This window comes from Shimwellia pseudoproteus, assembly GCF_016415625.1.
Lineage (GTDB): Bacteria > Pseudomonadota > Gammaproteobacteria > Enterobacterales > Enterobacteriaceae > Shimwellia > Shimwellia pseudoproteus.
In genome coordinates, this window is the sequence record NZ_WBXP01000012.1 from 61,587 (window position 1) to 80,903 (window position 19,317).

General features: G+C 53.4%; 17 protein-coding genes. 9 read left to right on the forward strand and 8 right to left on the reverse strand.

The window, feature by feature from the left end; genetic code table 11:
* Positions 1-11: 11 nt before the first annotated feature.
* From F9C28_RS07625 to F9C28_RS07660, 8 genes are all read right to left on the reverse strand, one after another.
* Positions 12-1,376, reverse strand: coding sequence for an MFS transporter (locus tag F9C28_RS07625; protein ID WP_199014635.1), 1,365 nt, complete (start codon positions 1,374-1,376; stop codon positions 12-14).
* 147 nt (positions 1,377-1,523) lie between these two features.
* Entirely contained in the window at positions 1,524-2,411 is an 888-nt protein-coding gene (gene cyoE / locus F9C28_RS07630; RefSeq protein ID WP_199014636.1) for a heme o synthase, read from the reverse strand.
* A gap of 11 nt (positions 2,412-2,422) precedes the next feature.
* Positions 2,423-2,752, reverse strand: a complete 330-nt coding sequence (locus F9C28_RS07635) for a cytochrome o ubiquinol oxidase subunit IV (protein WP_199014637.1) — start codon at positions 2,750-2,752, stop codon at positions 2,423-2,425.
* Positions 2,752-3,366, reverse strand: coding sequence for a cytochrome o ubiquinol oxidase subunit III (locus F9C28_RS07640; protein WP_199014638.1), 615 nt, complete (start codon positions 3,364-3,366; stop codon positions 2,752-2,754). The genes F9C28_RS07635 and F9C28_RS07640 overlap by 1 nt, the downstream gene beginning before the upstream one ends.
* Positions 3,356-5,347, reverse strand: a complete 1,992-nt coding sequence (cyoB, locus tag F9C28_RS07645; RefSeq protein ID WP_199014639.1) for a cytochrome o ubiquinol oxidase subunit I — start codon at positions 5,345-5,347, stop codon at positions 3,356-3,358. Before cyoB ends, F9C28_RS07640 begins: the two co-directional genes overlap by 11 nt.
* Before the next feature lie 19 nt (positions 5,348-5,366).
* A complete protein-coding gene (gene cyoA, locus F9C28_RS07650; protein ID WP_199014640.1) occupies positions 5,367-6,329 on the reverse strand; it encodes a cytochrome o ubiquinol oxidase subunit II in 963 nt (320 codons plus the stop codon).
* 545 nt (positions 6,330-6,874) lie between these two features.
* A complete protein-coding gene (gene ampG / locus F9C28_RS07655; protein ID WP_199014641.1) occupies positions 6,875-8,368 on the reverse strand; it encodes a muropeptide MFS transporter AmpG in 1,494 nt (497 codons plus the stop codon).
* A 47-nt stretch (positions 8,369-8,415) separates the two neighbouring features.
* Positions 8,416-8,991: a lipoprotein gene (locus F9C28_RS07660; protein ID WP_199014642.1), complete on the reverse strand. Its 576-nt coding sequence runs from the start codon at positions 8,989-8,991 to the stop codon at positions 8,416-8,418.
* Positions 8,992-9,294: 303 nt separating this feature from the next.
* Here F9C28_RS07660 and bolA point away from each other — a divergent pair, with 303 nt between their 5' ends.
* From bolA to F9C28_RS07705, 9 genes are all read left to right on the forward strand, one after another.
* Complete coding sequence (bolA, locus tag F9C28_RS07665; protein WP_199014670.1) at positions 9,295-9,612, forward strand: transcriptional regulator BolA; 318 nt, start codon at positions 9,295-9,297, stop codon at positions 9,610-9,612.
* A 350-nt stretch (positions 9,613-9,962) separates the two neighbouring features.
* On the forward strand, positions 9,963-11,261 hold the full coding sequence (gene tig, locus F9C28_RS07670) for a trigger factor (RefSeq protein WP_199014643.1): 1,299 nt from the start codon (positions 9,963-9,965) through the stop codon (positions 11,259-11,261).
* A gap of 172 nt (positions 11,262-11,433) precedes the next feature.
* Positions 11,434-11,592 (forward strand): hypothetical protein, encoded by a 159-nt coding sequence (locus F9C28_RS07675; RefSeq protein ID WP_199014644.1) that lies wholly within the window; start codon positions 11,434-11,436, stop codon positions 11,590-11,592.
* 10 nt (positions 11,593-11,602) lie between these two features.
* Complete coding sequence (gene clpP, locus F9C28_RS07680; RefSeq protein ID WP_199014645.1) at positions 11,603-12,226, forward strand: ATP-dependent Clp endopeptidase proteolytic subunit ClpP; 624 nt, start codon at positions 11,603-11,605, stop codon at positions 12,224-12,226.
* Between the two features lie 128 nt (positions 12,227-12,354).
* The gene (gene clpX / locus F9C28_RS07685) at positions 12,355-13,629 is read left to right on the forward strand and encodes an ATP-dependent protease ATP-binding subunit ClpX (protein WP_199014646.1); all 1,275 of its coding nucleotides are present in this window, start codon (positions 12,355-12,357) and stop codon (positions 13,627-13,629) included.
* A 188-nt stretch (positions 13,630-13,817) separates the two neighbouring features.
* The gene (lon, locus tag F9C28_RS07690; RefSeq protein ID WP_199014647.1) at positions 13,818-16,172 is read left to right on the forward strand and encodes an endopeptidase La; all 2,355 of its coding nucleotides are present in this window, start codon (positions 13,818-13,820) and stop codon (positions 16,170-16,172) included.
* A 221-nt stretch (positions 16,173-16,393) separates the two neighbouring features.
* Positions 16,394-16,666 (forward strand): nucleoid-associated protein HU-beta, encoded by a 273-nt coding sequence (gene hupB / locus F9C28_RS07695; protein WP_010428111.1) that lies wholly within the window; start codon positions 16,394-16,396, stop codon positions 16,664-16,666.
* A gap of 211 nt (positions 16,667-16,877) precedes the next feature.
* Positions 16,878-18,749, forward strand: coding sequence for a peptidylprolyl isomerase (ppiD, locus tag F9C28_RS07700; protein WP_199014648.1), 1,872 nt, complete (start codon positions 16,878-16,880; stop codon positions 18,747-18,749).
* Between the two features lie 147 nt (positions 18,750-18,896).
* Positions 18,897-19,271, forward strand: coding sequence for a ComEA family DNA-binding protein (locus tag F9C28_RS07705; protein WP_233148975.1), 375 nt, complete (start codon positions 18,897-18,899; stop codon positions 19,269-19,271).
* Positions 19,272-19,317 lie beyond the last annotated feature (46 nt).

Consider the following 19,317-nt stretch of genomic DNA (forward strand, 5'->3'; position numbering starts at 1 on the left):
GGGGCGTTTTTTTAGGCGTTTTTTAAAAAGGTTTCGATCTCAACCCGGTTGGTTATCTTGCTGTCGATTTTCACGTAGGCGCTGTGCTCCCCGGCGATGATGTTGGCGTCACTGACACCGGGCTGGGCCAGCAGGCGCTCGCGTAGCCCTTCTAATTGGCTCAGCCCATCGGGCAGGGTGATACGCAGGCTACTGACATAGGGAGGTTCTTCCATGGTGGTGCTGACCACCAGCCACAGGGTGGCGAGGAAGGCCGCCGCCAGGAACACCATCTGGGAGCCGAAGGAGCCCGCCAGCCAGCCGCCGATAGTGCCACCCAGCGCCACCCCGAGGAACTGGCTGGTGGAGTAGACCCCCATCGCCGTGCCTTTATAACCGGCCGGGGACTCTTTGCTGATAAGCGACGGTAAAATGGCTTCCATCAGATTGAAGGCAAGGAAAAACAGCTGTACCCCGAGGGCGAGAACCCAGAAGCGGTTGACCGCGCCCCATAATACTATCTCGGCAATCAAAATCAGGATGACGCAGCCGACAAACACCTGTTTCATCCGGCGTTTAACTTCCGCATAAATGATAAAAGGCAGCACCGCCACAAAAGAGATAACCATGGTGGCGAGGTAGATTTTCCAGTGCTCGGCGGCGGGGAAGCCGGACAGCTCCAGCTCACCGGGCAGTGCCACAAAGGTGGACATCAGCATGATGTGCAGGCACATGATGCCAAAATTCAGTTTGAGCAATTTCTTGTTCATCATCACCGCCCGGAAACAGCCTTTGACCATCCCGGATTCGCGGTTGAGAACGTGGTTTTTACTGTTCGGTACCACCCAGAGGGTGATCAGAATACCGCAGCTGGCCAGCACGGCAATCATCCAGAACAGCGCCTGGAGCCCGAAGGCGTGGGTGATTATCGGGCCAAGAACCATGGCCAGCGCAAAGGTGACCCCAAAGCTGACCCCGATAAACGCCATGGCTTTAGTGCGATTTTGTTCCCGGGTCAGATCGGATAACAGCGCCATGACGGCGGCGGCGATAGCCCCGGAGCCCTGGAGCGCCCGGCCAAGAATAACGCCCCAGATGGAGTGGGAGAGGGCGGCAATCACGCTGCCCAGCACGAAGATCAACAGCCCGCCAACAATCAGGGGCTTGCGGCCAATGCGGTCCGATACCAGACCAAAGGGGATCTGGAAAATGGCCTGGGCCAGACCGTAGATACCGATGGCGACACCGATGAGTGCCTCACTGGCGCCCTGAAGCGACATCCCCCAGGTAGTGAGCACCGGGAGCACCATGAACATGCCCAACATGCGCAGTGAGAACACCGTTCCCAGCCCCCATGTTGCCCGCAGCTCAAGGGGTGTCATTTTGTAATCGTTCATTGCTACCTCAGATGAAAAGCCGACCATAGTGTAGTGCGGGGAGCGGGGCGGGTAAATGCTAGGTTAATGACTAAATATTACACGCACTTATCTTTGATTCTTATAATAAAAAAGGGCGCTGGCGCGCCCTTTTAGTGGTTTGCCGGCCTACCAGGCCCAGGCGACCAGGTTATGGGTATCTGGCACCATAAAGTCAACGGACATCATAACGCTCAGGGAGGTGATCGCAACGATTGAAAACACAAACAGTTTGCGAGCCCAGACGCGGTCGTTTGCCGTTTTATAACCGGAAAGCGCCATGCCCAGCCACCAAACGCTGACCGCAGCGGCGACCACCAGGTATTTATACCCGGCGTATCCGCCCAGAGACAGCATCAGGGTAGCCACCATAAAAGCAATGATGTACAGCGTGATGTGGTTCTTCGCAACAGAAATCCCTTTCACCACCGGTAATACCGGAATATTGGCCGCCTGATAATCCTTAAAGCGGAAAATGGCGATGGCGTAAGAGTGCGGCATCTGCCAGAGGCTGAAAATCGCCAGCAGAATAGCCGCGCCGGTATCGAACTCACCGGTCACCGCACAGTAGCCAATGACCGGCGGCGCTGCGCCGGACAGGCTACCGATCAGGGTGCCGTAGACAGATTTACGTTTCATATACAGGCTGTACAGCCCGACATACACCACGAAACCCATCACCGACAGCCACATGGCCAGTGGGTTTGCGCCAAACCACAGCGTCATGAAGCCAGCAATACCCAACACAGTGGCGTACACCAGCGAAATTTCCGGCGAGATCAGGCCTTTTACCAGCACCCGGTTCTTCGTCCTTTCCATCTTGCGGTCGATATCGCGGTCAATGACGTTGTTGTAGACACAACCGGACGCCACCACCAGGGACACGCCCACCAGGGTGAACAGGAAGAGGGGAATATCTATCTGGCCTTTGGCGGCGAGTAAAAAGCCGCCAATCACCGAGATTAAATTCCCGAAAATAATGCCTGGTTTCGTTACTTGCAGGTATTGCTTAATCATTTTCGCCGCTCTTAGTGAAGCATCATGTTGTAGTTCAGGTTCCACATGATCCAGATGGAGCCGACTACGACGATAGCGATGATAATGGCGGTAAAGATAAAGGCCGTCAGGTTCCAGCGCTCCTCAGAAGAGGTGTTCATATGCAGGAAGCAAACCAGATGGACAAATATCTGCACCACGGCGGTAACCAGTACGGTTCCCAGGATGGCGGCGTGTGACGCCGTACCGTTCATGACCATCCAGAACGGGATAACCGTCAGAATAATCGACAGGATAAACCCGGTCATGTAGGTCTTGACGCTACCGTGGGATGCCCCGTGTTGATCAGTGGTATGACTCATTACATGGCCCCCATCAGATAGACTACAGAGAACACACAGATCCACACCACATCCAGGAAGTGCCAGAACAGGCTCAGGCACATAATACGGGTGCGGTTGGTGGCGGTCAGGCCACGACGGGAGATCTGTACCATCAGCACTGCCATCCAGATCAGGCCAGAGGTCACGTGCAGACCGTGGGTACCGACCAGCGCAAAGAAGCCAGATAGGAAGCCGCTACGGTCCGGGCCGAAACCCTCACCAATCAGGTGATGGAATTCATAGAGTTCCATCCCGATAAACCCAGCCCCGAACAGGAAGGTCAGCGCCAGCCAGGCAACAACCTGGCTTTTGTTTTCTTTATGCATGGCGATGGCCGCCATGCCGTAGGTGATGGAGCTAAATAACAGCAGGAATGTCTCTACCAGCACGAACGGCAATTCAAAAATATCTTTGCCGCTCGGGCCGCCCGCCGTGCCGTTTGACAGTACGGCATAGGTAGCGAACAAACAGGCGAACAGAATGCAGTCGCTCATCAGGTAGATCCAGAATCCAAATACCTTATTGGAACCCGCATCGTGGTGCCCGTGATCATGCGCATGGGCGTGCGCGTTGGTCAGAGTATCAGTTGCCATTTTTCAGCCCTGCTTTAGTAATATCGGCGAAATGCTGGTTCTCGATTTTCTCGATTTCAGCAACCGGGACGTAGTAATCCACGTCTTCGTCGAAGCTTTTGACAATCCAGGTCACAACGATGCCGGCAAAGCCGATAATCGCCATCCACCAGATATGCCAGATCATGGCGAAACCAAATACCGTTGCGAAGGCGGCAATCACGATACCGGCACCGCTGTTTTTCGGCATATGGATTTCTTCATAACGGGTCGGCTGCTGGTACGCGACGCCTTTCTCTTTCATTTCCCAGAACTCGTCGCGCTCTTCAACGTGAGGCACCACGGCGAAGTTATAGAACGGCGGTGGGGAAGAGGTTGCCCATTCCAGCGTACGGCCACCCCACGGGTCACCGGTCAGATCGCGGTTTTGTTCGCGGTCACGGATAGAGACAACAATCTGGATAATCAGGCAAAGGATACCCAGGGCAATCAGTACGGCGCCGCAGGCGGCCACCATCAGCATTGGGTGGAACTGTGGATCTATCTGCTGGCTTAGACGACGGGTCATCCCCATGAAGCCCAGCACATACAGCGGCATAAAGGCGACGAAGAAGCCGATTATCCAGAACCAGAACGCGCGTTTACCCCAGGTCTCATTCAGGGTGTAACCAAAGGCTTTCGGCCACCAGTAGGTCAGACCGGCGAAGCACCCGAATACCACACCGCCGATGATGACGTTATGGAAGTGGGCAATCAGGAACAGACTGTTATGCAGTACAAAGTCCGCACCCGGCACCGCCAGCAGTACCCCGGTCATCCCGCCAACGGTAAAGGTCACGATAAAACCGATGGTCCACAGCATAGCGGAGTGGAACACTATCCGACCCTGATACATGGTAAACAGCCAGTTGAAGATCTTCACCCCGGTCGGGATGGCGATAATCATGGTGGTGATACCAAAGAAGGCGTTAACGTTCGCCCCGGCGCCCATGGTGAAGAAGTGGTGCAGCCAGACGATAAACGACAGGATGGTGATACATACCGTCGCCCACACCAGTGAGGTATAACCAAACAGGCGTTTACGGGAGAAGGTCGCCACGATTTCCGAGAACACACCAAACACCGGCAGGATCAGTATGTACACTTCCGGATGGCCCCAGGCCCAAATCAGGTTGATGTACATCATCATGTTGCCGCCCATATCGTTGGTGAAGAAATGGGTGCCCAGATAGCGATCCAGGGTCAGCAGTGCGATGGTCACGGTTAAAATCGGGAATGAAGCAATGATAAGGATGTTGGCGCACAGTGATGCCCAGGTAAATACCGGCATCTTGAACATGGTCATGCCCGGTGCGCGCATCTTCAGAATGGTGACGAAGAAGTTAATCCCGGTTAGCGTTGTCCCGACCCCGGAGAGCTGAAGGCTCCAGATCCAGTAATCTACCCCCACCCCGGGACTGTATTCTGCCCCCGACAGCGGCGGATAGGCCAGCCAGCCGGTTTGGGCGAACTCGCCCACACCCAGTGACAGGTTGACCAGAATCACCCCAACTACCGTGAACCAGAAGCTCAGGTTGTTCAGGAAGGGGAAGGCCACGTCCCGGGCACCGATCTGCAATGGCACCACCAGGTTCATCAGACCGATAACGAAAGGCATCGCCACGAAGAAGATCATGATAACGCCGTGGGCGGTGAAGACCTGGTCGTAGTGATGGGGGGGCAGGAAGCCTGCCTCTCCGGCGGAGGCCAGCGCCTGCTGGCTACGCATCATGATGGCGTCAGCAAAACCACGCAGCAACATGACGATTGCTACGATGACGTACATAATACCCAGGCGTTTGTGGTCGACGGAGGTCAGCCACTCTTTCCATAGATAAGTCCACTTACCGAAGTAAGTGATCAGTGCCAGTATCGCCAGTCCCCCGACGATGATCGCACCCACCGTACCCATGATAATCGGCTCATGGTAGGGGACTGCATCCAGTGTAAGTTTTCCGAACATTGTTATATTCCTCGGCCCCTTATTGAGCGGCTTGCCCGTGACTCATGTCCATACCTTCCATACCGTCCATTTCCGCATGTGCGTCATGTCCGGCAACAGGATGTTCACCCATCGGCATACCATGTGCCCCATGGCTCATGAACTTGTTGATAACGTCCACAAACAGGTCTGGTTTCACGCTGGAGAAGTATTCCACTTTGTTGTACTCACTCGGCGCGGCCAGTTTTTCATAGGTGGCCATGTCGTTCATGGTCTGCGAGGACTGCTTCACTTTGGCAACCCATTGGTCAAAACCGGCGCGATCCGGTGTCGCAATGGCGTTAAATTTCATGCCAGAGAAACCTGCACCGCTATAACTGGCGGAGATACCGTTATAGGTACCGGCTTCGTTGGCAATCAGGTTAAGGCGAGTCTGCATACCGGCCATGGCGTAGATCTGGCTGCCGAGACGCGGAATAAAGAAAGAGTTCATTACCGAGTTTGAGGTGATTTTAAACTCAACCGGGGTATTCGCCGGGAAGGCGATTTCATTTACCGTGGCGATACCCTGCTCCGGATAAATGAAGAACCATTTCCAGTCCATGGAGACGACCTGAATGGTGATTGGCTTCTCATCGTGGACCAGAGGCTTGCTTGGTTCCAGCGAGTGAGTGGTTTTCCAGGTCAGTACGGCCAGGAACAGGATGATCAGAATAGGGACCGTCCAGACCACAGCTTCCACTTTATTGGAGTGTGACCAGTTAGGGCTATACTTAGCATCTTTGTTACTCGCGCGGTACTTCCAGGCGAAACCAATTGCCATTAAGACGGCGGGAATCACGACAATCAACATCAGGCCAAAGGCCGTCAGTATCAGCGAACGTTGCTCCAGTCCAATCTGTCCTTTTGGGTTGAGAAGTGCAGAATCACAGCCACTGAGTAATACCGTGCCGGCGATTAATGACAACAATCCCAAACTTTTATTGTATTTCCTGAGTCTCATTGAACGACCTCAATTCCAGGAGGGATGTAGTGACTTTAAGGTGTGCGAGGCATTTTACGGGATGGTTACATTACTGTAAATATCATTGGCTCATTGTCAGTGTGGTGTTGCGTGTTATGATGCCTGTGTCGCAAGTGTTGCTAAGTCTGGCAAAATGTGAGCGTGGACAGCAAGATGCGCGGTTTTATAACCAAAATGGTCAGATGCATCCGGCAGGGGTGTAAATTGGTATAACCAATAACAAATAAGCACAAATAATTAACATTATTTGATCAACATAAGCGGTGTGTGGTGGGCTGAATATAAAAACTTCAGAGCTGAATCGTTAAATCAAGAAATAAAAGGTGAGGAAATTTAATTTATTTGTGACGTAATTCCACACGAATATGCAATTAGTGCAAATTACGCAGGCCACTATTTGGCCATATTGATTTCATTAGGTGATTATCTGGCGGGAAATATACCGCATGTTATGTTAACTGATTGTTGAATTAATCTGCCGGCGAATAAAAAGGCCGTGGTCACAGCCTTTTTATTCTTTGTGCTCAGCGGGCGAGGGTTTCCACCGGGCGGTGGTCCCGGCGCAGGGCCAGTACATCGAGGGTAACACCGTAGAGTACCCCGGCGATCCCCAGCCACAGCGCGACTTCAAGCAGCAGGCTGCTGTCACTGAGTAGCGTTATCCCCAGGCCAGCGAGAATTAATAATACCAGCCATACCGCCAGCACCGCGCAGCACAGCATCATCATGCGCAGCGCCATGCGGTAGGCACCGGCAAAATAGCGGCGGGGCATAAAACTTTCCGTCACCCGGGTATATTCCAGGGTTTTACGGCATACCAGCAATAAAACGATGCCCGGCACTGCCGCAATGACCGAGAACAGGTAAAACGTCGGCCAGCCGTGGGCTTCAACAAACCACCCGGCGATGGGGCCAACGTACACCCGCCCAACAGCAGACAGGGCGCTGAGCAGGGCAAACTGCGTGGCTGAAAATGACTTATTACACAGGGTCATTAACAGGGCCACAAAGGCGGCGGTACCCATGCCGCCACACAGATTTTCAAAGAAGACTGCCCCGGCCATGGTCATCAGGTGTTTGTCGGTAACCGACAGCAACCAATAACCGGCATTGGATGCCCCCTGGAGGATGCCGAAGATCAACAGCGCGCGAAACAGCGACAGGCGCTGCATCAGTACCCCCCCCATCAGGGCGCCGACAATGGTGGCAAACAGCCCGAGGGTTTTGTTCACCATTCCCACTTCACCGGCATCAAACCCCAGACCGCGGATCAGGAAGGTGGTGGTCAGGCTCATGGCAAAAGCATCACCCAGTTTGTACATCACAATTAGCAGCAGGATAAGCCAGGCATTATTGCGGCCAAAAAAATCTTTCAGCGGGGCCAGTACCGCCTGCTCCAGGCTACGCGGCGCGGGAATAACGTCCGCCGGCTCCGGGGCCAGCAGGGTGGCAATAATACAGGGGATCAGCAGGGCCGCCATTAACCAGTAAGTGGACTGCCAGCCCAGGTAACGGTCTGCCAGCCACAGGGCCAGGCCGCCGGACACCAGCATCGCCAGGCGGTAGCCCAGCACGCTGATTGCCGCGCCGCTGCCGCGCTCCTTTGCCGGGAGAACGTCGGTTTTCCAGGCATCAAACACAATGTCCTGAGAGGCAGAGCAGAACGCCACCACTACCGCCAGGGCTGCCATCCAGCGCAAGTGTGATGCCGGATTCATAAAACCCATGCCGACAATGGCCAGTAACAGCAATACCTGGGTTATCAGCAACCAGCCCCGGCGCCGGCCTAATATCGGCGGAGTATAACGGTCCATCAGGGGAGACCAGAGGAACTTAAAGACATAGGCCTGGCCCACCAGTGAGAAGAACCCGATAGTTTTAAGGTCTATGTTTTCGACGGTCATCCAGGCTTGTAGCGTCCCGGAGGTGAGGGCGAGGGGCAGGCCCGACGAGAAGCCCAGAAGGAGCAGAATGGCTGATTTAGGCTGCTGAAAAATGCGTAGATAGTGGCTGGACATGGCGTACTCGGTAACTGGCCCGCTTACGCAGGCCAGCGTGATGGCAATTAACGGGCGTTCTGTTTAATAAAGTCGTGAACGCTGGTGTCCTGAGCCATATCGGTGATGGTGTCGGTTAACACGGAGTTAACGGCATCGGCGATATTTTGGTTACTGGCCTGGAGAGCACCTTCCACGTTGTAGTTAGCGCGGTAGTTCTTGGTCATCTTGTTACCGTTAGCGGTTACCAAAATGGCGATGTTAGCGGTGGTGGCGATGTTATAACGCAGGTTGCCCTGGGACACATTGGCATACAGCTGGTTGACCACGATCTGCAGATCCGCAGAGCCGTTAGGCCCAATCATATAGCCCCGGGCGGACATTTGCTTCTCCAGCACTTCCTGGAGCAGGAACCGCAGGTCGCGGGTTGGCGTCAGCGTTACCTGCTGGTTATTGCGGGTCACTTTTGCCAGTGCCTGGTCAGGACGCTGATCGACGCCATTAATACTGATAGTGACACCCACCAGGCTCGGATCCTGTTGGGGCAAGGTAATTTTTGGTGAGACTTCTATCGTTGTCGGCGGGGTAGCGCAACCTGCCAGCATAAACAATGCAACGAAGGGAACGAGCAATCTTTTTAGCATGTTGTGTATCTCTTTGTGCCTGGTAGCATTTATAAAAAAAGCGACGTCATGATAACACCGCCTCCGGTGGTCAGCACCTGGAATAGCGGCTATTTTGTGCCAGATTGTTCTCTTTTTAGTCAGTCGTGGTGTTTACCAAAAAATAACAGAAGAAAACAGAGGCGAATCGAGGGTATAACATCAGGACTGCCTTTCCTGGAACAGGGAACTGCAAATATTTACTATCGTGCCGCAATGGAAGCGGTAAAAGCGGCTAATATTGAAAGAGATGGGTGGCATCTCTGTGATGTTGAGGAGAACATTATGATGGTACGCGAGCAGATAGAAGCAAAATTAAAGACAGCATTCGACCCCGTGTTCCTGGAAGTTACTGATGAAAGTTATCGTCACAATGTTCCTGCCGGCTCTGAAAGCCATTTCAAAGTCGTCCTGGTGAGCGATCGCTTTGCGGGTGAGCGCTTCCTGAATCGGCATCGCCTGATTTATGGCACATTAAGCGATGAGCTGGCCAATACGGTCCATGCGCTGGCGCTACATACCTATACGCCAAAAGAGTGGAGCGCGCTGGAGGATACGCTGTCGGCGTCGCCTCCTTGCCGCGGCGCAGGCTCTATCGCCTGACGCGTTCGGGTTGCAACGCAACTGACTTTTCCAGTATGTTGCGTTGCGCAGAAAAACAATAAAACGGCCTGCGGGCCGTTTTATTTTGTCTGAAAGCTACTTGTTTCCGTTTCATTTCAGACTTAAGAGCACGCGAACTGTGAAATGTACCGCACCTGCGTGCGATAACCGTTCTCGACTCACTAATGTGATGCCGCTATAATGCTGCGTCTTATTTTTCGGATTGTATTCGGGATGATTCTGGCAACAGGGAATGTGTTCTGACTACGACGAAGACATCCCGGTTTCGTGAGGTACCCTGACGGGGCTTCCGGAGTTGACCGAGCACTGTGATTTTTTGAGGTAACAAGATGCAAGTTTCAGTTGAAACCACTCAGGGCCTTGGGCGCCGTCTGACGATTACTATTGCTGCTGACAGCATCGAAAGTGCTGTGAAGAAAGAGCTGGTCGATGTAGCGAAGAAAGTCCGTATTGACGGCTTCCGTAAGGGTAAAGTACCAATGCATATCGTTGCTCAGCGTTATGGCGCATCTGTTCGCCAGGACGTGCTGGGTGACCTGATGAGCCGTAACTTTGTTGACGCTATCATCAAAGAAAAAATCAATCCGGCTGGCGCACCGAACTATGTTCCGGGTGAGTACAAAGAAGGCCAGGATTTCACTTACGGGGTAGAATTCGAAGTTTACCCGGAAGTTGCACTGAAAGATCTGGATGCCATCGAAGTGGAAAAACCGGTTGTTGAAGTTACCGACGCCGACGTTGACACCATGCTGGACACCCTGCGCAAACAGCAGGCAACCTGGAAAGACAAAGACGGCGCTGCTGATGCAGAAGACCGTGTTACCATCGACTTCACCGGTTCTGTAGACGGCGAAGAATTCGAAGGCGGCAAAGCCACTGATTTCGTACTGGCCATGGGCCAGGGTCGTATGATCCCGGGCTTTGAAGAAGGCGTTAACGGCCACAAAGCAGGCGAAGAATTCACCATCGACGTGAACTTCCCGGAAGATTACCACGCTGAAAACCTGAAAGGTAAAGCGGCTAAATTCGTTATCAACCTGAAAAAAGTTGAAGAACGCGAGCTGCCGGAACTGACTGAAGAATTCATTAAACGTTTCGGCGTTGAAGATGGTTCTGTTGCCGGTCTGCGTACTGAAGTACGTAAAAATATGGATCGTGAGCTGAAAGGCGCGGTACGTAACCGTATCAAGTCTCAGGCAATTGACGGCCTGGTGAACGCGAACGAAATCGACATCCCGGCTGCCCTGATCGACGGCGAAATCGACGTACTGCGTCGCCAGGCCGCTCAGCGTTTCGGTGGCAACCAGAAACAGGCGATGGAACTGCCGCGCGAACTGTTCGAAGAACAGGCTAAACGTCGCGTTGTTGTTGGTCTGCTGCTGGGTGAAGTTATCCGTTCTCACGAACTGAAAGCTGACGATGCTCGCGTTAATGCGCTGATCGAAGAAATGGCTTCCGCTTACGAAGATCCGAAAGAAGTTATCGAGTTCTACAGCAAAAACAATGAACTGATGGACAACATGCGTAATGTTGCTCTGGAAGAACAGGCAGTAGAAGCGATTCTGGAAAAAGCGAAAGTGACTGAAAAAGCGACCACTTTCAGCGAACTGATGAACCAGCAGGCCTAATCGCCGACGGTCCAGTTTTGCAGTAAACAAACCCGTCGCCATCAGGCGGCGGGTTTTTTTTATCACCGCAGAACCAAACGGCTTTTTACGGTCTAAGTCCCTGATGCAACAAAGAACACCCAGGTATCAATAAAAGCGTTAGCAGGGCTTAGCGTAACCGGAAAAGGTTGTTATGCTTGAAACAGAACAAGTACGTCCTCATCTAGAGGATAATGTATTGGTGACCCTGGCTGATATTCTGTCCGTGTACGTGTGGAGTCTGGCGGCTGATTGTGTACCCGCCGGCGCTCAGGTAGCATCAGTATTGCCTGGTCAGTTAAAAGATGAATAAGGAGACGGACATGTCATACAGTGGCGAACACGATAAATTTGCACCTCATATGGCACTGGTGCCAATGGTGGTGGAGCAGACCTCCCGGGGGGAGCGTTCCTATGACATTTATTCTCGTCTGCTTAAGGAGCGTGTCATTTTCCTGACTGGTCAGGTAGAAGACCACATGGCTAACCTGATAGTAGCCCAGATGCTGTTCCTGGAAGCCGAAAACCCGGAAAAAGACATTTATTTATACATCAATTCTCCGGGGGGGGTGATTACCGCAGGGATGTCGATTTACGATACCATGCAGTTTATCAAACCGGATGTCAGCACCATTTGTATGGGGCAGGCGGCCTCCATGGGGGCATTCCTGCTGACGGCAGGTGCTGAAGGTAAGCGTTTCTGCCTGCCTAACTCCCGGGTGATGATTCACCAGCCACTGGGTGGTTTCCAGGGTCAGGCAACGGACATTGAAATCCACGCCAAAGAAATTCTGAAAGTCAAAGCGCGGATGAACGAGCTCATGGCTAAGCACACCGGCAAACCGCTTGAGGAAATTGAACGGGATACCGAACGCGATCGCTTCCTGTCCGCCAGCGAAGCAGTAGAATACGGCCTTGTAGACTCAATTTTAACGCATCGTTCCTGATTTGGCCGGGGAGGCCGCTATACTGTACAACAGAGGCGGCACCCTGAAGGCGTGGAAATCGGTTGTGCCTGTAAATGGCGTTTGCGTCGCGTAGCGCGGCGCAGAGTAACAGAAAAGAGGTTTTACTGATGACAGATAAGCGCAAAGACGGTTCAGGCAAACTGCTGTACTGCTCTTTTTGCGGCAAAAGCCAGCATGAAGTGCGTAAGCTGATTGCCGGGCCGTCAGTGTATATCTGCGATGAATGTGTCGATTTATGTAATGACATTATTCGCGAAGAGATAAAAGAAGTTGCACCGCATCGTGAGCGCAGTGCATTGCCGACCCCCCATGAAATTCGCAGCCACCTTGATGATTACGTTATCGGGCAGGAGCAGGCGAAAAAGGTCCTGGCGGTTGCGGTATACAACCACTACAAGCGTCTGCGCAACGGTGACAGCGCCAACGGCGTGGAGCTGGGTAAAAGTAACATTCTGCTGATTGGGCCTACCGGTAGCGGTAAAACCCTGCTGGCGGAAACCCTGGCTCGCCTGCTGGATGTGCCGTTTACCATGGCGGATGCCACCACCCTGACCGAAGCCGGTTACGTGGGTGAGGATGTGGAAAATATCATCCAGAAACTGCTGCAAAAATGCGATTACGACGTGCAGAAAGCCCAGCGCGGGATTGTTTACATTGACGAAATCGACAAAATCTCCCGTAAATCCGATAACCCGTCCATCACCCGTGACGTGTCCGGTGAAGGGGTGCAGCAGGCCCTGCTGAAACTGATCGAAGGCACTGTGGCTGCGGTACCGCCTCAGGGGGGCCGTAAACACCCGCAGCAGGAGTTCCTGCAGGTGGATACCTCGAAGATCCTGTTTATCTGCGGCGGTGCGTTTGCTGGCCTGGATAAAGTTATCGCTAATCGTGTTGAAACCGGTTCAGGTATTGGTTTTGGTGCGACGGTGAAAGGCAAGTCTCAGAAGGCATCCGAAGGCGAGTTGCTGGCCCAGGCTGAACCCGAAGATCTGATCAAATTTGGTCTTATTCCTGAGTTTATCGGGCGTCTGCCTGTGGTGGCGACTCTGAACGAACTGAGCGAAGATGCGCTGATTCAGATCCTCAAAGAGCCGAAAAACGCCCTGACTAAGCAGTATCAGGCGCTGTTTAGCCTTGAAGGCACTGACCTGGAATTCCGCGACGAAGCCCTGGTGGCCATTGCCAAAAAAGCCATGTCCCGTAAAACCGGTGCCCGCGGCCTGCGTTCTATCGTTGAAGGCGCCCTGCTGGATACGATGTACGATCTGCCGTCCCTGGACGACGTAGAAAAAGTGGTGATTGACGAGTCCGTTATCGACGGCCAGTCCAAACCGCTGCTGATTTACGGTAAAGCAGAAGCCCAGCAAGCATCTGGCGAATAATTCGCCATTCCAGACAGTCAGTTATCCAAAAATGGGGGATTTTGTCCCCCATTCATTTTTCCTGTATTCCTGACATTGAATGTACGGGAAACATCCCCATATACTGATCTACCTGAATTATAGAGATGGCGTGAAACGCGTTCACGTGTGCCCATTCCCTGGCGGAAATTAAACTAAGAGAGAGCTCTATGAATCCTGAGCGTTCTGAACGCATTGAAATCCCCGTATTGCCGCTGCGCGATGTGGTGGTTTATCCGCACATGGTCATTCCTTTGTTTGTCGGGCGTGAGAAATCTATTCGCTGCCTGGAAGCAGCGATGGACCATGATAAAAAAATCATGCTGGTGGCGCAGAAAGAAGCCTCAACAGATGAGCCTGGTGTCAATGATCTTTTCACCGTCGGGACTGTGGCGTCTATTTTACAGATGCTGAAACTGCCGGACGGTACCGTTAAAGTGCTGGTTGAAGGTTTACAGCGCGCGCGCATTACTACGCTTTCGGATAACGGTGACCACTTCACCGCGCAGGCTGAATACCTGGCGTCTCCGGCTATTGAAGAGCGTGAGCAGGAAGTGCTGGTGCGCACTGCTATCAGCCAGTTTGAAGGCTACATCAAGCTGAACAAAAAAATCCCACCGGAAGTGCTCACGTCGCTGAACAGCATCGACGATCCCGCGCGTCTGGCGGACACTATCGCGGCCCATATGCCGCTGAAACTGGCTGATAAACAGTCTGTGCTGGAAATGTCCGACGTGAATGAACGTCTGGAATATCTGATGGCCATGATGGAATCAGAAATCGATCTGCTCCAGGTTGAGAAACGCATTCGCAACCGGGTCAAAAAGCAGATGGAGAAAAGCCAGCGCGAGTATTACCTGAATGAGCAAATGAAAGCCATTCAGAAAGAGCTGGGCGAAATGGACGATGCGCCGGACGAAAATGAAGCGCTGAAGCGCAAAATTGAAGCCGCGAAGATGCCCAAAGAAGCCCGGGAAAAAACCGAGGCTGAGCTGCAAAAACTGAAAATGATGTCCCCGATGTCCGCAGAAGCCACCGTGGTGCGCGGTTACATCGACTGGATGATTCAGGTGCCGTGGAATGCCCGCAGCAAGGTCAAAAAAGACCTGCGTCAGGCCCAGGAAATCCTCGATACCGACCATTATGGTCTGGATCGGGTGAAAGATCGCATTCTTGAGTACCTGGCGGTACAAAGCCGGGTTAATAAAATTAAGGGCCCGATCCTGTGCCTGGTAGGGCCTCCTGGGGTGGGTAAAACCTCTCTGGGGCAGTCCATTGCTAAAGCCACCGGACGTAAATACATCCGTATGGCGCTGGGTGGGGTACGTGACGAAGCGGAAATCCGCGGTCACCGCCGTACCTATATCGGCTCTATGCCGGGCAAACTTATCCAGAAGATGGCAAAAGTCGGCGTTAAAAACCCGCTGTTCCTGCTGGATGAGATCGACAAAATGTCTTCCGATATGCGCGGCGATCCGGCCTCCGCACTGCTGGAAGTGCTGGATCCGGAACAGAACGTGGCGTTTAACGATCACTACCTGGAAGTGGATTACGATCTGAGCGACGTGATGTTTGTTGCCACTTCGAACTCCATGAATATTCCGGCACCGCTGTTGGATCGTATGGAAGTGATTCGTCTGTCTGGTTATACCGAAGATGAAAAGCTGAACATTGCTAAACGCCATCTGCTGCCGAAGCAGATTGAGCGTAACGCCCTGAAAAAGAACGAGCTGAAAGTGGATGACAGCGCCATTGTCGGCATCATTCGCTACTACACCCGTGAGGCCGGGGTGCGTGGTCTGGAACGTGAAATTTCAAAACTGTGCCGTAAGGCGGTTAAACAGCTGCTGCTGGATAAAACCCTCAAGCACATTGAAATCGACGGCGACAACCTGCACGACTACCTGGGTGTTCAGCGCTTTGACTATGGCCGTGCCGACAACGAAAACCGCGTTGGTCAGGTGACGGGGCTGGCGTGGACCGAAGTGGGTGGCGATCTGCTGACCATCGAAACGGCCTGTGTGCCGGGTAAAGGTAAGTTGACCTATACCGGCTCCCTGGGCGAGGTGATGCAGGAATCCATCCAGGCCGCGCTGACCGTGGTGCGTGCCCGGGCGGAAAAACTCGGCATTAACACGGATTTCTATGAAAAACGTGATATCCACGTGCACGTACCGGAAGGGGCGACCCCGAAAGACGGCCCAAGCGCCGGTATTGCCATGTGCACCGCGCTGGTGTCCTGTCTGACCGGTAACCCGGTGCGCGCCGACGTGGCGATGACCGGGGAAATCACCCTGCGTGGTCTGGTTCTGCCAATCGGCGGTTTGAAAGAGAAACTGCTGGCGGCCCATCGCGGCGGCATTAAAACCGTGCTGATCCCCGATGAGAACAAACGCGACCTTGAGGATATTCCGGAAAATGTTATTGCCGATCTGAATATTCATCCGGTGAAGCGGATCGAGGAAGTATTGCAACTTGCTCTGCAAAATGAACCATTTGGCATGGAAGTGGTAACGGCTAAATAGTGATTTAACCCGCACCGTGCTCACAAAAACAAGGCTGGCAGGCTAATTCTTACTTGCCAGCCTTTTTTTGTCTGGCTACCTTAGTGCAAGTCCGCCCCGGATGGTGGTGTTACCCGGACTCACGGGTGTTGTAAGGGTATATCAACCCTGATATAACTGCTGCGCGGTCGTACTACAATGGATTCCGGTGCGATATAAAATATAAAGAGAGGAAGAGAATAGTGAATAAGTCCCAACTGATCGACAAGATTGCCGCTGGTGCTGATATTTCTAAGGCTGCGGCAGGGCGTGCGTTAGATGCATTGATTGCCTCTGTAACTGAGTCTCTGCAGTCTGGTGATGATGTTGCACTGGTAGGCTTCGGTACTTTCGCTGTGAAAGAACGCGCTGCCCGTACCGGTCGCAACCCGCAAACCGGTAAAGAAATCACTATCGCTGCGGCGAAAGTGCCGGGTTTCCGTGCTGGTAAAGCGCTGAAAGACGCTGTTAACTAAGCTCTGGCTGCCTGAACAGTTTATGAAAAAGGCACATCTTTGATGTGCCTTTTTTATTATCCGGGATTTTCTTTCCCGTGTGGGCTGACAATCCCCCCCGTTTCTTGTCAAAATAGCGCTTTGCGCATTGCAGGACTGAACTGACACCGTATTGTCGGTTAGCGCGGTGCGATGGCTCACGAATTACACTACAGCGGAGTGTTGTTACACCATGATGGACAATTTACGTGCGGCGGCAAACCACGTCGTACTCAAGATCATTTTGGGTTTGATTATCGTGTCATTCATTTTGACTGGCGTAGGTAACTACCTGATTGGCGGTAACAATAATTATGCCGCGAAAGTTAACGGCCAGGAGATTAGCCGGGCCCAGTTTGAGAATGCCTTTGCCGGGGAGCGCAACCGCCTCCAGCAGCAACTGGGCGATCAGTACTCTGAAATCGCCAGCAACGAAGGCTACATGAAAAGCGTGCGCCAGCAGGTTCTGCAGCGCATGGTAGACGAAGCGCTGCTTGACCAGTACGCCCGTAAATTGGGGCTGTCTATCAGCGATGAGCAGGTTAAACAGGCGATTTTTAAAGAACCGGCCTTCCAGAACAATGGCCGCTTTGATAACACCCGTTATAACGCCATCCTGTCCAGCATGGGCATGTCTGCGGATCAATATGCCCAGGCGCTGCGTAACCAGCTGACCACTCAGCAGCTGATTAATGCGGTGGTCGGGTCTGACTTTATGCTAAACGGCGAAACCGACAACATCGCGGCACTGGTTTCCCAGGAGCGTCTGGCCCGTTCAGCCACCCTTGATGTCAACGCCCTGGCGGCCAAACAGCAGGTGACTGATGCGGAAATCGACACCTGGTACCAGCAGCATAAAGATGCGCTGATCGCTCCGGAGCAGTTTAAAGTCAGCTACATTATGCTGGACGCTGCCGCCATGCAGGCCGATGTCAGCGATGCGGATGTTCAGGCCTGGTACGATCAGCATCAGGACCAGTTCACCCAGGCCGCGCGCTATCGCTTTAGCGTGATCCAGACCAAAGATGAAGCCACGGCGAAAGCCGCGCTGGACGAACTGAACAGCGGTAAAGATTTCGCCAGCGTTGCCAAAGAGAAATCCACCGATATTATTTCTGCCCGTAATGGCGGCGATATGGGCTGGCTGGAAACCGCGACCATGCCGGATGAGCTGAAAACGGCCGGTCTGAAAGACAAAGGCCAGCTGTCTGGCGTGATTAAATCGTCCGTCGGCTACCTGATTGCCCGTCTGGATGATGTGCAGCCGCAGCAGGTGAAATCGCTGGCTGACGTTCGCGACAGCATTGTGGCGAAAGTGAAACAGGAAAAAGCCCTCGACGCGTTCTACGCCCTGCAGCAGAAAGTGAGTGATGCAGCCAGCAACGATAACGAATCCCTGGCGGCGGCAGAGAAAGTGGCCGGCGTTAAGGTTGTTGAGAGCGACTGGTTTGGCCGGGATAACGTCCCTCAGGCACTGAACTTTAAACCAGTTACCGACGAAATCTTCAACGGCAGCCTGATCGGTGAGAACGGCACCCCGGGCAGTAACTCCGATATTATCTCCGTGGACGGCGATCGCGCCTTTGTCCTGCGTATTGCTGACCATAAAGCCCAGGCGGTGAAACCGCTGAGTGATGTCCGCGACCAGGTTGTTGCTGCGGTGAAACACCAGAAAGCGGATATCCAGGCAAAAGCCGACGCAGACAAGCTGCTGGCCAGCCTGAAAGCCGGTAACGGTGATGAGGCGCTGAAAGCGTCGGGCCTGCAATTTGGTGAGCTGAAAACCTTCACCCGCACCGCTCAGGACCCGGTAAGCCAGTCGGTATTCGCCCTGGCGCTGCCGGCGAAAGATAAGCCGTCTTACGGCGTCAGCAACGATATGCAGGGGAATGTGGTACTGCTGGCGCTGCAAGAGGTTCGCGCCGGTAACATGCCGCAAGAGCAGAAGAAAGCGATGGTGCAGGGGATCACCCAGAACAATGCACAGATCACCTTCGAAGCCCTGATGGCGAACCTGCGTAAAGACGCCAAAATCAAAGTGGGCGACGCGCTGGAACAGCAATAATATCGGGGTGCCTCGCACCCCAGTGTAACCCGCTGAAACAACTAAAGGCCGCTTTCGCGGCCTTTTCCATCTCTGCCGATTGCCATTTGTGGCCTCCCTGTCTACCCCGTACTGTGGCTCCTGTCATTTACTGAAAGGAGAGAACCCATGATGTCTGCAATACACTGGATGTTACTGGCCGCTATCGCGGCGGGCGGAAGTTTACTGTCCCCGGCGTATGCTGCCGGCCCGGCGGATAAACCTGCCGTGAGCCAGGGTAAGCCCCTGGCGAAACCAGAGCCGAAGCCCACCGCCAGGCCCGTACCGACGGTTAGCGTGGAGGATGAACTGCGCGTCAGTATTAACAGCGCCAGTGCCGAAGAACTGGCCCAGATGCTGAATGGCGTGGGGCTGAAAAAAGCGGAGTCCATTGTCCGCTACCGGGAGGCCAATGGCCCATTTACTGACCTGGACGCACTGACGGAGGTCCCCGGTATTGGCGCCGCGCTGGTCGCGCGAAATAAGGCGCTGATCAAACTCTGAATAGCATGTCCGTGACAGCGTCAGATCTTTGCTAAGCTGTAGAGGT

Coding starts and splice junctions, on each gene's coding strand:
- F9C28_RS07625 (WP_199014635.1), bottom strand. CDS start 1,376: ATGAACGATTACAAAATGACACCCCTTGAGCTGCGGGCAACATGGGGG.
- cyoE (WP_199014636.1), bottom strand. CDS start 2,411: ATGATTAAGCAATACCTGCAAGTAACGAAACCAGGCATTATTTTCGGG.
- F9C28_RS07635 (WP_199014637.1), bottom strand. CDS start 2,752: ATGAGTCATACCACTGATCAACACGGGGCATCCCACGGTAGCGTCAAG.
- F9C28_RS07640 (WP_199014638.1), bottom strand. CDS start 3,366: ATGGCAACTGATACTCTGACCAACGCGCACGCCCATGCGCATGATCAC.
- cyoB (WP_199014639.1), bottom strand. CDS start 5,347: ATGTTCGGAAAACTTACACTGGATGCAGTCCCCTACCATGAGCCGATT.
- cyoA (WP_199014640.1), bottom strand. CDS start 6,329: ATGAGACTCAGGAAATACAATAAAAGTTTGGGATTGTTGTCATTAATC.
- ampG (WP_199014641.1), bottom strand. CDS start 8,368: ATGTCCAGCCACTATCTACGCATTTTTCAGCAGCCTAAATCAGCCATT.
- F9C28_RS07660 (WP_199014642.1), bottom strand. CDS start 8,991: ATGCTAAAAAGATTGCTCGTTCCCTTCGTTGCATTGTTTATGCTGGCA.
- bolA (WP_199014670.1), top strand. CDS start 9,295: ATGATGGTACGCGAGCAGATAGAAGCAAAATTAAAGACAGCATTCGAC.
- tig (WP_199014643.1), top strand. CDS start 9,963: ATGCAAGTTTCAGTTGAAACCACTCAGGGCCTTGGGCGCCGTCTGACG.
- F9C28_RS07675 (WP_199014644.1), top strand. CDS start 11,434: ATGCTTGAAACAGAACAAGTACGTCCTCATCTAGAGGATAATGTATTG.
- clpP (WP_199014645.1), top strand. CDS start 11,603: ATGTCATACAGTGGCGAACACGATAAATTTGCACCTCATATGGCACTG.
- clpX (WP_199014646.1), top strand. CDS start 12,355: ATGACAGATAAGCGCAAAGACGGTTCAGGCAAACTGCTGTACTGCTCT.
- lon (WP_199014647.1), top strand. CDS start 13,818: ATGAATCCTGAGCGTTCTGAACGCATTGAAATCCCCGTATTGCCGCTG.
- ppiD (WP_199014648.1), top strand. CDS start 16,878: ATGATGGACAATTTACGTGCGGCGGCAAACCACGTCGTACTCAAGATC.
- F9C28_RS07705 (WP_233148975.1), top strand. CDS start 18,897: ATGATGTCTGCAATACACTGGATGTTACTGGCCGCTATCGCGGCGGGC.